Genomic DNA, 15,000 nt, shown 5'->3' on the forward strand with positions numbered 1-15,000 from the left:
CGCAAGAGCGATCAGGGCTAGAGCCTGCATCTACCCGAAGACCTCCTCGTCCTCCCGGAAACGAGGACGCAGGAGTGAGCGGGAAAGAAGATGGGCGAGGTGCTCTGCTTCGCCTTCGAGAATGCGCCGGTCCCCATCGACGTTCTCGAGGTCCTCCAAGCCGCCTGCTTCTAGGAGCCGGCCGCGCACGACTCCGTTCGTCCCCCGATAGGAGGCGACGGAAGAGTCGTCCCCAAGGACGTTGCAGCCGGGGTGGCGGAGGGCGATATGAGCGAGTTCGTGCAGGATGCAGTGCATCTGGTAGAGCCGGGTATCGGTCGAGCGGTAGAGAATCTGGGCCTCGTCGGGGAAATCGACCCAGAGAGCTGTGAGCGTCTGCCAGTCATCGTCGTCGATGGCATCGACGTGGATCGGTTTGCCGTGCAGGTCAGAGACATGCTTGAGGAGGGCATCCAGGGTCTGATCGTCCTGGAACCGGTTCTCCTCGAACGTCTGCGTCGTGCGTGCGGCGACGTCGGCGTGTTCGAACCACAGGGCTTCGTTGCTCTGGGTGGTGCTCATTCGGTAGTGCCCTCCTTCGGAGTTCGCTCGATCGACAGAATCGCCTTGGTCACGGCGGCGAGCTGCTTCGCGTTCATGCCCCCAAGCGCTCGAGCACTGACCGAGGTGGCTCCGGTAGCCAGTAGCGCCCGGTGGAAGCGGATCTCCGCTTCGATGAGCTCGCTGGCTTCGTCTTCACGCCTTGCAGTCAGGTACTCGTAGCTGACGCCGAAGAACTCGCTGAGACCGACGAGCAGATCGACTGGGAGCCGCGTGGAGCCCTCCAGCTCAAGCAGCTCATCCCAGTCCTTCGGCTCGAAGCTGATGTCACGACCGCGGATGGACTGAACGAGGGTGTCGAGCGTGAAGATCTGAGCATCCGCACTCGTCGGCCCTTCGGCGAGGAATCGGAGTCGTCGAGCGAACTCCCTGCCGTCGATGCGCTCAGCAGTGAGCTCTCCGCCACCGTCTTCCGGGTTCGGAGAAGACGCGAGCTGCAGCACTTCGTACGGTTCGACCCCGAAGGCTCCAGCGAGCTTCTCGATGTCGTTGGTGGTGAACGGCGCTTCGCCGCGCAGACGGATGTAGAAGTAGTTCGCCGAGATGCCTGCAGCACGGATGAGTTCGGTGTTGGTCAGTCGTGCACGATCGCGGAGCGTCTCGACCGCGCGGACCACGCGTCGCGAAAAGTCGGTCGGTCCCGGCGCCGGTCGTCTAGCCACCCCTGGAATGTACCAAAGATGATATAAGCCCATTTCGGTAACCGAACCGGGTTGCAATAGCTACCGAAATCGGTAGTTTTGTCATGTGCCCGCTTCTTCGTCTCGGTACTCAACCGTCTTGTTCGCCCTCGTCGCCTCCCTCCTCGTGAGCGGCTGCTCGTCGACTTCGCCAGGTGAGGCGTCACGTGAGAACGAGTCACCGCAGACCGCCTCACCTCTCCCCAACACCCGACTCTCATCGCCGACGCCGACCCCTGAGGGCGTACAACCGGTCGACACGGAGCCGTCCCCAGAACCGTCTCTCATGAGCACAGCCGTCGCGATTGCGACGGAGGCGGTGGTGGCGTTCTGCCGTCCAACGGTCGGTTACGACACCTGGATCAGCGAGCTCTACCCGTTTTTGAGCCAGCGGGCCGCAGTGGCCTACGAGACGGTCGACCCGGCAAACGTGCCCTGCACGAGCCTCACGGGCGCTGCGACCGTCCGCGACGGTGACGGCGCGTTCACGATGCGCATCCTCGTCCCCACCGACGCGGGGGAGTACTCCGTGTACGTCCACCGCACCAGCGAGAGCACTCCCTGGGCCGTCGAGCAGATCACCCCTCTGGCCTCGGAATAGCCGAATGCAGAAGGGGGGACTGGGGGTAATGGCGGCGGTCATGGTGCCCGTCGTGGCGGTCGCAATGCTGTTGTGGGTGCTGTTCTTCGGCGGCTCTGCTGCCGCGGCATGCCTGCCGGGCGGGGGGCCCGTCAACGTCTCCGCCATCCCTGCGGACGCGAAGGTCGGCGCCTATGGGCACGACCAACTCGTGAACGCTGCACTGATCGTGAACGCGGGAGCCGCGAAGGGGCTCGGCGCGGACGGGCAGACGCTCGGCGTGCAGACAGCGATCGGGGAGTCCTCCCTGGTGAACATCACCCACGGGGACGGTGCGATCAACCCGGACGGGTCAGTTGCCGACTCGATCGGACTGTTCCAGCAGCAGTCGAGCTGGGGCACCGTTGAGCAGCGAATGGACCCGACGACCTCGGCGGGCTTCTTCTACGACCGCCTCGTCGCGGTCGAGGGTTGGCAGTCGATGGAGCCCTCGATCGCGATCAACAATGTCCAGCGCAACGCCGACCCGAACCACTACACGAAGTACCGCGCCGACGCCGTGGCGATCATGACCTACCTCAACGGCCTCGGCAGCAGCACGACCGCCCCCGCGACGACCGCTGCACCGGTCGATGTTCCGTCGACGCCGGCCAGCACCGCACCTGCGACGGCTGCGCCGATCGGTGGATGCGTCGCCGTATCTGGCGACGCGCAGTCCCTCGCAGCCGGCCTCGTGACGGCGATGGACGAGGGGCGCCTGCGACTGCTCGAGGAAAGGTACGCGCAGCAGATCCGCGACATGGCCGCCGGGACCGCCAAGGAGAACTGTGGCATCGACGTGCGGATCCTCCAGATCATCACCATCGCGCTGAACACGTTCGGGAAGGTCGGCGTCTCCGACCTCAACCGCCAGTGCACCGGATCCCTCCTAGGCGCCGGCACCGGCTCTTCGCACTGGATGAACGGCGGCGGGAACGCGGTCGATTTCTTCTCCTTCGACGGCACGGCCACGACCGGCTGCGACGTGAACGCGCTCACGCTCCTCACCGTCCTGGACCCACAGGTTCCGGCGGGCTCGCGTGCCGGGCAGATCCAGTGCCGCTCGACCAGCTACCAGCACATCACCCAGTTCACAGACACCCCGAACCACCTGCACTTCGACGTCGCCTACGCCGACGGCCCCCTCACCACCGGATAGCCGGACCTTTTCGGCGCCCTCACCGGCGGCGCCGAACACCCCGCACCACCACCACACGAAACGGAGAACACCATGTCTGTACTCGCCCTCACCTCCGACCTGATCACAGCCGCCGGCAGCTTCGGGGCCGTCGTCCCCGACCCGGGCCCCGGGGGCATGCCGCCCGGATTCGAGGCCTTCACCACCGTCATGGGCTGGGCCAAATGGGTCGGCCTCGGCGTCGCCGTCGTCGGCCTGATCATCCTCGGCGTCACCATGACCGTCTCCGCCCGCCGCGGCGAAGGCGGAGAGATCGGCGGCTGGCTCGGCCGACTCCTCGTCGGCGTCATCATCGTCTCCGCCGCGTTCACGATCGTCGGCTTCCTCATGGGCAGCTAGCGCACGAGGACACCGACCGGCATCACCAACGAGAGGCACGACGTCATGAGCGACACGCAGTCCCGCAACCCGTTCACCAGTCGAGAATTCATCTTCGGAGCGATCGTCTTCGGAATTCTCGTCCTGGCCGCGATCCTGCTCGCCGTCACGTCCCTGGACAGTGGTGGCGGGCAGGGCACCGCCATGCCCGCCACCACTGCAACGCCCACCTCCCAGGCCTCAGAGCTCGACGCCGATGCTGCAAGCATCTGCGGCCTCCCTGGACTCGACGAGAGCGGCAGCCTCGCTGCCGCACCCGACGCGGAGTGGACCATCGTCGGGACCATGGCAGCGCCCTCCTCGGACGATGCAGGGCCTGGCGTCGTCGACGCCGACGGAGTCCGCAGCTGCTTCGCGCACACCGTGGAAGGCGCAGCTTTCGCGGTCGCAAACCTCTGGGCGATGGGAACGGACGGCCGTCTGAGCGACCTCGTCACCGAACGCCTCACCGTCCCCGGCCCCGGTCGAGACGCCGCGCTGGCCCGCGAGACCACTCAGAGCAACACCGGCCTGAGCTCCCAGATCGCCGGCGTGAAAGTCCTCGCCTACGACGGCCAGAACGCCACCATCGACATCGCCTTCCAGATCTCCGACGGACGTCTCATCAGCTTCCCCTACGCCCTCAGCTGGTCCGAGGGCGACTGGAAGTTCGTGCTCACCGACGACGGACTCCCCACCTTCCGCCCGGTCGCTCTGCAGAGCCTCGGCGGCTACCTCCCTTGGAGCGGCACCACATGACCCCAGTCCCCGACAAAGAGCCGTGCTCCGTCGTCGACGTTCTCTGCTGGACCGGAGAAGGCATCGGCAACGTCGTCTCGCAGGCGTCGAACGACGCTCTGCAGCAGTTCGTCAACAACATCCTGGAGGGCTTCGGCAAAGCGGTCGTCTCGCTCGGCACCCTCTGGGTGAACGTTCCCTCCCCGGTGACCGTCGTCGACCGGGGAGGCGGCGTTAACGGCGGCGGCACACCGCCTCTTCCCGAAGCGTTTGAGACGATCCTCGGCTACGTGACGTGGGTCGCCGCGGGCCTCGCGGTCATGTCGTTGATCATCGCCGGCGTCATGATGAGCACCCGTCGCCGCCACGGCGACGGCGAAGCGCACATGGGACGCATCGGCGTCATCATCTTCGCCGTCTTCCTGCTCTCCTCCGCGTCCGCACTCGTGACAGGGTTCCTGCCCTTGGCCCTGCACCTGAACGAGTCCTCGAGCACCGTCGGCTGGGTGCAGGGGCAGCTCGAGTGGTACGCCGGCGGGCTCGCGATCCTCTCGATACTCGTCGCCGCCGGCCGCATGGTGTGGACGCAGCGCGCAGGCGAGCTGCGCACCCTCGCCCGATCGGTGCTGACGCTGATCGCCGTCGCCGGAGCGGGACTCGTCGTGATCCGCCTCGCCACGCAAGCCGGGGACGCGTTCTCGGTCTGGATCCTCAACAACTCCACCGACTGCGACGTCACCAACGGCGAGAGCAACTGCTTCGGCACCAACGTCTTCGCGATGATCTCTCTCACCGCAACCGCTCCCATCGGCCTGATCGGCCTCTTCCTCCTCGGGATCCTCGCCGTGCTGATGACATACGTTCAGATCGCGCTGATGGTGTTCCGCGGCGCGATGCTCGTCGTCCTCGCCGGCATCTTCCCGATCGCCGCGGCCGCGACGAACACCGAGATCGGGCAGCAGTGGTTCAAGAAGACCCTCGCCTGGACCCTCGCCTTCATCCTCTACAAGCCCGCCGCGGCGATCGTCTACGCGATCGCCTTCCGAATGACCGGCACTGACCTGTTCAAGTCGGACGGCACCGGGCTGTTCCAGATCGTCACCGGCCTCGCGCTGATGCTCATCGCGCTCGTAGCCCTGCCCGCTCTGATGCGCTTCCTCGTCCCCGCTGTCGCCTCGGTGGGCGGCGGTGGTGGCGGGGCCGGCCTCCTGCTCGGTGCGGCCGCGGCCGGTGGAGCGGCGGAGATTGCCAGCGGAGCGATCCGCTCGCGCAGCGGAGGTGACAGCGGCGGGGGCGGAGGAACGCCCGGCGGCGGCGGCTTCGGCTCCGCACCGTCCGGCAGCAGCGCCTCCGCCGGCAGCAAGGGGTCACCCGCTGCGACTCCGGCCGCGTCCGGTGCAGGCGGCCGCGCAGCAGCAGGCGGTGGCGCAGCTGGCGGAGCTGCGGCCGGCGGTGGCGCGGCAGCGGGCGGTGCGGCGGCAGGCGGTGGTGCCGCAGCCGCGGCAGGAGGCCCGATCGGTGTCGGCCTTGCGGTGGCCGGGAAGGCCGCCGAGGGTGCGAAGCACGCAGCAGGAGCGGTCAAGGCCGCCACGGACGACGCCACTGGCGCCAACGGAAGCGGGAACTGATGAGCACGACGACTCCCACGCGCAGCGCTGAGGCGCCGCGCACGTACGGCAACTGGCGTCGCCCGCAGACTGCGGGACTCGGCGGCCTCGGACAGCTCGCCACGGGCGTGCTGTTCGTCGGCATCCTCTCCTCGATCATCGCGTCGATGTTCTCCGGCCTCGGGGCCGCGCTCGTCGTCGCCGCGATCTTCGGCGGGATCTTGCTGACGGTTTCGGTGAAGGACAAGCACGGGCAGAGCGCCCTCGGAAGGACGGTGAATCGCGTGAACTGGATGCGGACGAAGGCCAAGGGAGCGAACGTCTACCGTTCCGGTCCCGCGGGCAGAGCGAAGTGGGGCACGTTCCAGCTCCCCGGGCTGGCTGCGGCGTCGCAGCTCTCCGAGCACGAGGACTCGCACGGGCGCCGATTCGCTCTCGTACATGTCCCCTCGACCAAGCACTACACCGTCGTGATCGCTACAGAGCCGGACGGGGCCGCGCTGGTGGATCAGGAGCAGGTCAACAACCAGGTCGCGGAGTACGGCATCTGGCTCTCCAATCTCGGAGACGAGCCCGGCATCGAGGCGGCCTCCGTCACCGTCGAGACGGCCCCCGATACCGGTACGCGGCTGCGGTCGGAGGTCGAGGGGTCGATGGACCCGGATACGCCGGAGTTCGCTCGAGCGATGCTCTCTGAGGTCGTCAGCAGCTACCCGGTCGGGTCGGCCACGATCCGCGCCTACGTCGCGATCACCTTCTCCTCCCTCTCCCGCATCGGCGGGAAGCGCCGCAACGCGAAGGAGGTCGCCGCCGACCTCGCCGCCCGCCTCCCCGGGCTCACGACCAGCCTCGCCGCCACCGGTGCGGGCGCTGCGCGGCCGCTCGGCGCTCAGGAGCTGTGCGAGGTGATCCGCGTCGCCTACGACCCCGCCGCCGCCGTCCTGATCGATGAGGCCCGCGCCTCCGGGGATGTGCCCGAGCTGTCCTGGACGGACGTCGGCCCTGCGGCCGCGGAGTCCCGGTGGGAGTCGTACCGGCACGACGGCGCCGTGTCCACGTCGTGGACGATGACCTCCCCGCCGCGCGGTGTCGTGCAGTCCGGGATCCTTGCCCGTCTGCTGGCCCCGCACCGCGACGTCGCCCGCAAGCGCGTCACCCTGCTCTACCGCCCCATCGACCCGGCCCGCGCCGCGGCGATCGTGGAGGCGGACCTGAACGCGGCGCAGTTCAACAGCTCCGCGTCGACCAAGCCCACCGCCCGCTCGACCCTCTCCACCCGCTCCGCCCAGGCGACCGCGGCGGAAGAGGCCTCCGGCGCCGGCCTGCTCAACTTCGGCCTGATCGTCACCGCGACGACCACCGACGCCGTGCACGAAGCGGACGCGCGCGCGGCGATCGACTCGCTGACCGCCGCAGCGCGTCTTCGGGTGCGGCCGGCGTTCGGGTCGCAGGACACCGTGTTCGCTGCGGGTCTGCCGCTGGGCCTCGTGCTCCCGCGTCACCTGCGCCTGCCCACCGAAGTGAGGGAGTCCCTGTGAGCCTGATCACCCGCCTGTTCTCCTCGAACAGCGACAACGAGCTCGAACCCGGCGAGGACGCCCTGCCGGACGGAGCGGTCACCGCCGCCCACGGCGACACGACGGGGGAGGAGCTGACCGGCGACGGCCTGCCCACCGGTGCCGTGTCGTCCTCGGCAGAGCCCGGCACCGACACGGCCACACCCTCGCAGCGAGCAGCGCGCGGGCAGAGCGGAGCTCCGGCCGCGGCGATCGTGCAGCGGCCGACACTCACCAGGGAGCGCACCACCCCGCGCACCCGGCGCCGGGAAGGGAAGAAGATCGAGATCCCGCACGGCGGGAAGAAGAAGAGCCAGGGGACGGCGCTGCGCCGTCCCCTGCGCCCGAGCATCCGCGGATGGCTCGGCCGCGGCGGCGGTGAAGCCGTCAACGTCACGGCCGCAGACGAGTTCCGCGGGACGACCGTCCAGGTGTGCGGGCTCTACCCGTTCTCCGTCGGCACCGGTACGCCGATGATCGGGGTACCGCTGGGGAAGAACCTCTCCACCGGCGCCTCCGTCTGCTGCGACCCGATCAGCTGGTTCCAGCGCGCAAACCTCATCAGCAACCCGTCGATGTTCGTGCTCGGCAAGCCCGGCCTCGGGAAGTCCTCGCTGACCCGCCGCATGGCCGCCGGCCTCGCCGGATACGGCACGATCCCGCTCGTGCTAGGCGACTTGAAGCCGGATTACGTGGATCTGATCGAAGCCCTCGACGGGCAAGTGATCCCTCTCGGCCGTGGCCGCGGCTACCTGAACATCCTCGACCCCGGCGAGGCGTCGGAGGCGGCGCAGCGCCTCCGTGACGAGGCCGACCGCTCGCTCGAGCGGGCCGACGAGCTCGCGCACCAGGTCGACGCGCTCGGCGTCTCCGACGACACCGCGGCGATGATCGCGGAGGTCGGCCGGCTGCGCAAGCACGCCGCGAAGGTGCAGCGCCTCGCGCACCAGGTCCTCGCGGACGCCCACGGCCGCCGACACACGATGGTCGCCGCGCTCCTGACGATCCTCCGCTCCCAGCCGCCGAGCGACCGTGAAGAGACGATCATCGACCGGGCGCTGAAGTACCTGGACGAGCACCACCAGGGAGTGCCGGTCCTCGCGGACCTCCTGCGCGTGATACAGGAGGCGCCGGACGAGGTTCGTCAGGTCGCGTTGGACCGCGGGAACATCGAGAAGTACAAGGACGTCACCGAGAACCTCGAAGCCTCCCTCATCGGCCTCACCACCGGTGGACGCCTGGGCGAGGTGTTCTCGAAGCAGACGACCACGCCGATGCGCCGGGACCGGCCCGTCGTCTACGACGTGTCCTCGATCGACGACTCCGAAGGTGACCTCCAGGCCGCGATCCTCCTCGCCTGCTGGTCGGCCGGCTTCGGGACCGTCAACGTCGCGGCCGCTCTCGCGGACGCGGAGCTCGAACCGCAGCGGCACTACTTCGTGATCCTGGACGAGCTGTGGCGGGCGCTGCGCGCGGGCAAGGGCATGGTCGATCGCGTCGACGCGCTCACCCGCCTGAACCGCGCGCGCGGTGTCGGCCTGGCGATGATCAGCCACACGATGTCGGACCTCCTCGCGCTCGCATCGCAGGAGGACCAGATGAAGGCGAAGGGCTTCGTGGAGCGCTCGGGCATGGTGATCTGCGGTGGCCTGCCCGGTGCTGAGATGCCGCTGCTGACGTCGGCGGTGCCGATGTCGATCGCGGAGCAGGGGATGCTCACCTCCTGGCAGGACCCGCCCGCCTGGGACCCCGTGTCCGGCCACGAGTCCGAGCCTCCCGGCCGCGGCCGCTTCCTGATCAAGGTCGGCGGCCGTCCCGGGATCCCGGTGCGCGTCGAGCTGACCGCGGCGGAGAAGGAGGTCAACGACACCAACAAGCTCTGGCACGCGACTTCCCGTGCCGGACGCGCGGCGGAGCCGCTGCCCACCGATCCCGTGAACGTCGAGATCCTGCCGTGAGCGTTCTCGTCGCTCTCGGCGCGAGCTGCGTCGCGGCCGGCGCCGCCGGCGCCTCGATCATCAGCGCGATCCGCGCCCGCCAGCGCACCGCGGACCGCGACCGGTTCCTGCTCACCCTCTGCTGGGCCGGCGTCGGGCTCCTAGCCGGCTTCGTCGCCTGGGACCAGTGGGACCGGGTGATCGCGTGAGCTGCCCGTCGACGCTCGCGTTCGAGGGCTACCGCTGGACCTGCCAGCGAGCGGCGCCGGGGGAGCACGGCTTCCACACGACCGACCTCCCCGTCTCCTTCGTGGAGCGGGGCCTCGCGGTCCTCTCCTGGGGGACCTCGCACCAAGCACCCGCCAACGACTGCACCCCGCGGTGGGCCGGCCCGATCTACACGGAGGAGTCCGCATGAGCGCCACCGCCAACAACCGCCGCCGCGAACCCGGCAAGGCCAACAACGACGCCCTGATGCTCGGCGCCGCCCTCGTGGCGATCACTGCGATCGGCATCGTCTGGGTGGCCGTCGCGGTCGGTTCCAAGCTCGACGGCGTGAACGAGGGCTTGCCCTCGGACCCGTTCGAAATCATCTCGGGCCTGTTCCGCGGCCGCGTGGTGTGGTCGACGTCCGCAACGATGATCGCCGCGGCCGCCGTCGCGATCATCGTCCTCGTGGGCCTCTGGGTCGTGTGGATGCGCTCGCTCGGGCGGAAGAACCGCTCGAGCGTGGACCACGCCGCCCGATACATGGCGACGCCGCGTGATCTGGCGCCGATGATGCGCAAGGAGGCGTTGAAGAAGTCCGCCCGCCTCGGCGTCGCTGAGAACCCCGGCGTCCCGGTGGGCCGGCTGCACCTGGGGAAGCAGATGCTCTACGCCTCGTTCGAGGACATGATGCTGCTGATCGCCGGCCCCCGCGTCGGCAAGTCGACCTCGCTCGTCATCCCCGCGATCATGGCCGCCCCGGGCGCTGTGGTCACGACGTCGAACAAGCGCGATGTGCTCGACGCGACCCGTGACGTGCGCGCCGCCAAGGGCCACGTGTGGGTCTTCGACCCGCAGCGAGTCGCGTTCGAGGACGCGACCTGGTGGTGGAACCCGCTTTCCTACGTCACCGACGACACCAAGGCCGCGAAGCTCGCGACGCACTTCGCCTCCGGCACTCGGACGATGAACGCGAAGACCGACGCCTACTTCGACGGCAAGGGCCAAGAGCTGCTGTCCGACCTGCTGCTCGCGGCCGCGGCCGGCAACCGGCCGATCAGCGACGTGCTGCTCTGGCTGACCTCCGTCGAGGACGAGACACCCGTCGAGCTCCTGCACGACAACGGCTACCCGACCAACGCGCGAGCCGTCCGCGGCATCATGAACACCGCCGAGAAAGCCCGCGACGGCATCTACTCGACCGCCCAGGGCATGGCCGTGTGCTTGAAGAGCGCCGCGACCGCCGACTGGGTGAACGCCCGCCCGAACGACACCCGTCTCCAGTTCGTCCCGGAAACGTTCGTCACGTCGACGGAGACGCTGTACTCGCTGTCGAAGGAGGGCGCCGGCACCGCCGGCCCCCTCGTCACCGCCCTCACCGCCGCGACGATCGAGGCCGCGGAGGAGCACGCAGCACGCTCCCGAGGCGGGCGCCTCGCGACGCCGCTCGTCGCCGTTCTGGACGAGGCCGCGAACGTCTGCCGGTGGAAGGACCTTCCCGACCTGTACTCGCACTACGGCTCGCGCGGAATCCCGATCATGGCCGTGTTCCAGTCCTGGTCCCAGGGCGTCGGCGTGTTCGGCAAGGAAGGCATGCTCAAGCTCTGGTCCGCCGCGAACGTGAAGCTCTACGCCGGCGGAGTCGCGGAAGACGAGTTCCTGCGCACCCTCTCCGAACTGATCGGCACCTACGACAAAGAGACCACCTCCGCCAGCTACAACAAGGGCGTCCGCTCCACCACCTCCGCGCTGCGCCGAGAGAAGATCCTCGAAGTCGCCGACCTCACCAGCATGAGCCGCGGCCGCGCAATCATGCTCTCCTCCGGCTCCCGCGCCGCCCTCGTCGACACCGTGCCCTGGTACAACGGCCCCAAGGAGCAGGTCGCCGCAATCAACGCCTCCATCGCCGCCCACGACGCCAGCAGCGCACCCGCGAACACCGCACCCGTCGCACCCGTCGTGACGGTCATGCCTCCGCTCGAGGCGCAGCCAGTGGCGGACGTCGACGCGGACCAGGACGAGACTCTCCGGAGCGAGCGATGAGCGACGAGGACCTGTTCGACGTCGACACGGATGCGTTCTCAGCCCCGGTCCGACCCGTCAGCCTGCACCCCATCGAGGTGGAAGACGTGGACGAGGAAGAGGTACCGGCGACGTACTTCGGATCCGCCGACGAGTGGGTCCGCAAGTTCCTCCGGCCCTCCTACCGGCGCCGAGTGACAGCCAAGGGCCAGGCGGCCGGCGATCGGTGGGCGGCTGAGTGGTGGAGCAGCGTCGAGGCGCTGACCCGCATCGAAGCCCTCTGGCGAATGTGGGAAGAGATCCGCACCAGCGCCGGCTCACTCAGCGCCTACTGGATCAACCACCTCGACCCTCACATGAGAGTCCTACTCTCACCCAACGGCCCGTTCGCGACGTCGACCGACGAGAACCGGCCAGGCGACATGCTGCCCTACACCGCACCGCCGACCGGGATGTTCCCGTCGGACGCGCAAAATTGAGCCGAGAACGCCTTGGCGCAGCCATGTCCAGGCCAGGATGGCTCCATGAGACGTGTTTCCGCGCTGCTGCTGAGTTTCCTAGTTATTCTGCTCGGCTCCGTCGATTTCGCCTCCGCGTCGGAAATGCCGGATCGTATGAGTAGCGTCGGGCTACAACAGCTATCAGTTGCAGAGGGTCCGGGCGAGTCAGTACCGGCTGCCAGCGAACCGCTCGTTGCGCAAGGAGAAGCTGGAGCTCCATCGGCGGGTTCAGTTAGTGAGTGTGAGCCCGGGTCAGCATTATGCGCGCGAGTTGGTGAACGCGGCGAAAGCATCGACAGACCTATCTCCCCGCTGAGCCGATCCAGCACAGGTCTCAGGGAAGCGGAGCCCGCAATTGTGGTTCCCGAATGGTGCGCCGCTAATGTGAACCAGGGCACTCTTTATACACTGACATCGCAGTGCGCGACGTCTACAGGGACCGTCACGTCTTACAACACCACCGGCACACCTCTCGGGGGGCTGAGCTATTACCTGATCGACTATAGCTACACATCGACCACAAATGCGATCGCAGATCACTACCTCGAGCTGTCTGTTAGTAGCGTATGGGGCACGGGCGGCACCATTTCTGTTGACGCTCGCACCGTTTGCGGCAGTTGCTCACAATCCATCTCGTATGTTCCAGCATTCTTCCCGGTCGTCGGAGCCGTATACAAGTACGTCAATCAAATATCGTTCACGGGCAGGTACAGCACGAGTACTGATGCATTCCGCGCAAACTATGCAGTGCCGATGAACCACTCCTGGTCACTGCTGTGGCGAACAGCTGGACAAAATGCGGGAACATACCCCGGCACTCATCGCGATCTTTGCGACAATAGTATTCCGTCGAAAGCACCGGGCTGCACCAAAGCCAATTACATTCCCTTCATTACCTATAGTCGCGCGGCCCTTCCGGAATTCACCAGGCATGTAGACCAGGCGCTCGCGTCCGGTCTACCTGGCGGATCACCAGAACAGCCTCTGACGAGAACAATGGACGAGTCCATCGTTGCCGCTAATCGGTCAACCTCCTGCCCCTCGATTGCTGGCCTGCCACGTCCTGACGGGAAGGACTGCGATGAGTTTCCCTTTGCGTCGTCGCGGGAAGGTGGATCATCAAATGCACAGTGGGGTATGCGAACATTTTCGGGATGCGAAGTTCCAAGTACATACCCTCGCGGCTCCGCGACTGGAGCAAAAGGCTTCAGTATATGTATGATTAGCCTAAGTGAAAACAGGAGCGCGGGTGCGTCGCTCGGCAATTGGTATAAGAGCCAGCGCGTGGTCGAGGGTCGCGTGTTTTACGTGAAGGTGGTTGCATAACTTGTACGAATACATAGTTGCCGTGCAGTATCACATACTGTCTCTACTTAAGACGGATAGATTATCAGAAGATCTTTGGGATCCGCGAAACGGAGTTGCTCGAATAACGCCCGAAGGCATAGAAGGCTACGCGGGGTGCTCTGTTGGACGCGTCACGCTGAGCGTCAGCCTTGAACAGGGCCCGGTGGAGGCTCCGGTCGGCTTTGACGAGTCGATCGTGTTACACGGCTTCTCCACCGACCATCAAAATCTGACAGTGTTTTCCTGGAGCGAAGAATACGAGAAAGTTGTTCTTCCCGAATCTTTCTTAGACAAGCAGCTAACCGTTCGATGGTCTGCCAAGAATCGAGATGTTTCTTCTAGCGCTCCTGAATCTCCACCTTTCGAGGCCCACCACGTAGCAATCTGGCGCACGTGAGAGACGAAGGCGCGGCTACTCATTAGATTATGGCCGTCACTGAACTGGGCGCTCCACTCAACGAGTTGCGCAGCCATGCACGATGAGCGGGAAACTGAGGGGAGTGGAGCAGCGAAGCGCTACCGCGACCTCGGGCTGACGTGCCTGACGAACTCGAGCAGCAGACACACACAGCGCTCAGCCGCGTGGCGCACAGGATCTTTCGGGCGGAGAACGGCCGCCGACAGAGGCAGACCAAGATATTCATGGTCAGGGTCTACAAGATGGCTTTCAACTGGAACCGCGTGGTGATGTTCCCGCACCAGCAGATCGAGACGACTCACGATTACTGCTGCTTCGGCACCGGCCTCGAGAACCGGGCCCGCGCGATCGCTGCCGGCCTGGAGTGGGTGGATCCGTGAGACACAGCTCCAGCGAGGTCCGACAAGCAGGCGCTCCGACGTGGTCTGATCGGGCGAACCAGACAGCAGGGAACGTCGGCGTCCGACGAAGCGTCGCGCGTGCCCGGGTGGAAACTGACATAATCTCGCTTATGAGAATCGGCAGTGGGAAGCGCCCGGGGAGCGCGCAAGCCCTGTACCGCCCTCGACGGGCTTGCGTACCGTCGCTGACGACCCGCACCACTCCTCGAGGCACCGGACCGGTGCAGAACAGGTGACAGCACATGACTCGCGAGCAGAACATCGCCTCCCAGCAGGCCTTCGGTGAGGCGGTCAACGCCGGCGACTTTGCCGCGTTCGACGCACTCGTCGCGCCCGACTCTGTCGATCACGACCCGGCGCCCGGCCAGGCACCCGGTCCGGAGGGATACGCCGCGTTCTTCGGCGACCTGCGGACCGCGTTCCCCGACATGGCGCTCGAGGTCGAGAAGCTCGTCGCGGACGACGACAGCGTCGCTTTCGCCTACACGCTGACCGGCACGCAGACCGGTGTGTTCCAGGGCCACGCGCCGACGGGCAAGTCCGTGAAGATCCGCGGCATGCAGATCAGCACCTTCGTCGACGGCAAGCTCGCCGAGCGCTGGGGAAGCAGCGACGAGCTCGGCATCCTCACGCAGCTCGGCCTCGCACCCGGCGCCTAGCCGGCGTGACTCCGGCGGGTTCCGAGGCTCGTGTGCGACCACACCTCGGAGCCCGTCGGGCGGAGTGTGTGCGAACAAACTGACATAACGTCGATTATCGGTCTTAACCCGAAGGGGCATCAGATGCCTCGAACGCAAGCCCACGGCCCAGAAT

General features: G+C 67.0%; 17 protein-coding genes. 15 read left to right on the plus strand and 2 right to left on the minus strand.

Annotation, left to right across the window (positions count from 1 at the left end; translation table 11 throughout):
* Positions 1-30: 30 nt before the first annotated feature.
* Positions 31-561 (minus strand): hypothetical protein, encoded by a 531-nt coding sequence (locus tag ASG06_RS17515; RefSeq protein WP_056045680.1) that lies wholly within the window; start codon positions 559-561, stop codon positions 31-33.
* Positions 558-1,262 carry a helix-turn-helix domain-containing protein gene (locus tag ASG06_RS17520; protein WP_133963501.1) on the minus strand — a complete coding sequence of 235 codons (705 nt, stop codon included), beginning with the start codon at positions 1,260-1,262 and terminating at the stop codon, positions 558-560. The genes ASG06_RS17515 and ASG06_RS17520 overlap by 4 nt, the downstream gene beginning before the upstream one ends.
* A 304-nt stretch (positions 1,263-1,566) precedes the next feature.
* Here ASG06_RS17520 and ASG06_RS17525 point away from each other — a divergent pair, with 304 nt between their 5' ends.
* From ASG06_RS17525 to ASG06_RS17585, 15 genes are all read left to right on the plus strand, one after another.
* Positions 1,567-1,881 (plus strand): hypothetical protein, encoded by a 315-nt coding sequence (locus ASG06_RS17525; RefSeq protein WP_056045686.1) that lies wholly within the window; start codon positions 1,567-1,569, stop codon positions 1,879-1,881.
* A 40-nt stretch (positions 1,882-1,921) separates the two neighbouring features.
* Entirely contained in the window at positions 1,922-3,058 is a 1,137-nt protein-coding gene (locus tag ASG06_RS17530; RefSeq protein ID WP_156466050.1) for a hypothetical protein, read from the plus strand.
* A gap of 72 nt (positions 3,059-3,130) precedes the next feature.
* Positions 3,131-3,436 carry a hypothetical protein gene (locus ASG06_RS17535; protein ID WP_056045694.1) on the plus strand — a complete coding sequence of 102 codons (306 nt, stop codon included), beginning with the start codon at positions 3,131-3,133 and terminating at the stop codon, positions 3,434-3,436.
* A gap of 45 nt (positions 3,437-3,481) precedes the next feature.
* Positions 3,482-4,213, plus strand: coding sequence for a hypothetical protein (locus ASG06_RS17540; RefSeq protein WP_056045697.1), 732 nt, complete (start codon positions 3,482-3,484; stop codon positions 4,211-4,213).
* Entirely contained in the window at positions 4,210-5,820 is a 1,611-nt protein-coding gene (locus tag ASG06_RS20325; protein WP_162239039.1) for a hypothetical protein, read from the plus strand. The genes ASG06_RS17540 and ASG06_RS20325 overlap by 4 nt, the downstream gene beginning before the upstream one ends.
* Complete coding sequence (locus tag ASG06_RS17550; protein ID WP_197409456.1) at positions 5,820-7,337, plus strand: SCO6880 family protein; 1,518 nt, start codon at positions 5,820-5,822, stop codon at positions 7,335-7,337. Before ASG06_RS20325 ends, ASG06_RS17550 begins: the two co-directional genes overlap by 1 nt.
* 368 nt (positions 7,338-7,705) lie before the next feature.
* Positions 7,706-9,313 carry an ATP/GTP-binding protein gene (locus ASG06_RS20330; protein ID WP_197409460.1) on the plus strand — a complete coding sequence of 536 codons (1,608 nt, stop codon included), beginning with the start codon at positions 7,706-7,708 and terminating at the stop codon, positions 9,311-9,313.
* Positions 9,310-9,501 carry a hypothetical protein gene (locus ASG06_RS17560; protein ID WP_056045699.1) on the plus strand — a complete coding sequence of 64 codons (192 nt, stop codon included), beginning with the start codon at positions 9,310-9,312 and terminating at the stop codon, positions 9,499-9,501. The genes ASG06_RS20330 and ASG06_RS17560 overlap by 4 nt, the downstream gene beginning before the upstream one ends.
* Entirely contained in the window at positions 9,498-9,710 is a 213-nt protein-coding gene (locus tag ASG06_RS17565) for a hypothetical protein (protein ID WP_056045702.1), read from the plus strand. The genes ASG06_RS17560 and ASG06_RS17565 overlap by 4 nt, the downstream gene beginning before the upstream one ends.
* Positions 9,707-11,542, plus strand: a complete 1,836-nt coding sequence (locus ASG06_RS17570) for a type IV secretory system conjugative DNA transfer family protein (protein ID WP_082499396.1) — start codon at positions 9,707-9,709, stop codon at positions 11,540-11,542. Before ASG06_RS17565 ends, ASG06_RS17570 begins: the two co-directional genes overlap by 4 nt.
* On the plus strand, positions 11,539-12,000 hold the full coding sequence (locus ASG06_RS19695) for a DUF4913 domain-containing protein (protein ID WP_082499397.1): 462 nt from the start codon (positions 11,539-11,541) through the stop codon (positions 11,998-12,000). Before ASG06_RS17570 ends, ASG06_RS19695 begins: the two co-directional genes overlap by 4 nt.
* Positions 12,001-13,017: 1,017 nt before the next feature.
* Positions 13,018-13,347 (plus strand): NucA/NucB deoxyribonuclease domain-containing protein, encoded by a 330-nt coding sequence (locus ASG06_RS20705; protein WP_442965620.1) that lies wholly within the window; start codon positions 13,018-13,020, stop codon positions 13,345-13,347.
* 22 nt (positions 13,348-13,369) lie between these two features.
* Positions 13,370-13,765 carry a hypothetical protein gene (locus ASG06_RS20095; RefSeq protein ID WP_156466051.1) on the plus strand — a complete coding sequence of 132 codons (396 nt, stop codon included), beginning with the start codon at positions 13,370-13,372 and terminating at the stop codon, positions 13,763-13,765.
* 140 nt (positions 13,766-13,905) lie between these two features.
* A complete protein-coding gene (locus ASG06_RS17580; protein ID WP_056045704.1) occupies positions 13,906-14,166 on the plus strand; it encodes a hypothetical protein in 261 nt (86 codons plus the stop codon).
* A gap of 263 nt (positions 14,167-14,429) precedes the next feature.
* Entirely contained in the window at positions 14,430-14,846 is a 417-nt protein-coding gene (locus ASG06_RS17585; protein ID WP_056045707.1) for an ester cyclase, read from the plus strand.
* Positions 14,847-15,000: the final 154 nt, after the last annotated feature.

This window comes from Rathayibacter sp. Leaf185 (genome assembly GCF_001423885.1).
Lineage (GTDB): Bacteria > Actinomycetota > Actinomycetes > Actinomycetales > Microbacteriaceae > Rathayibacter.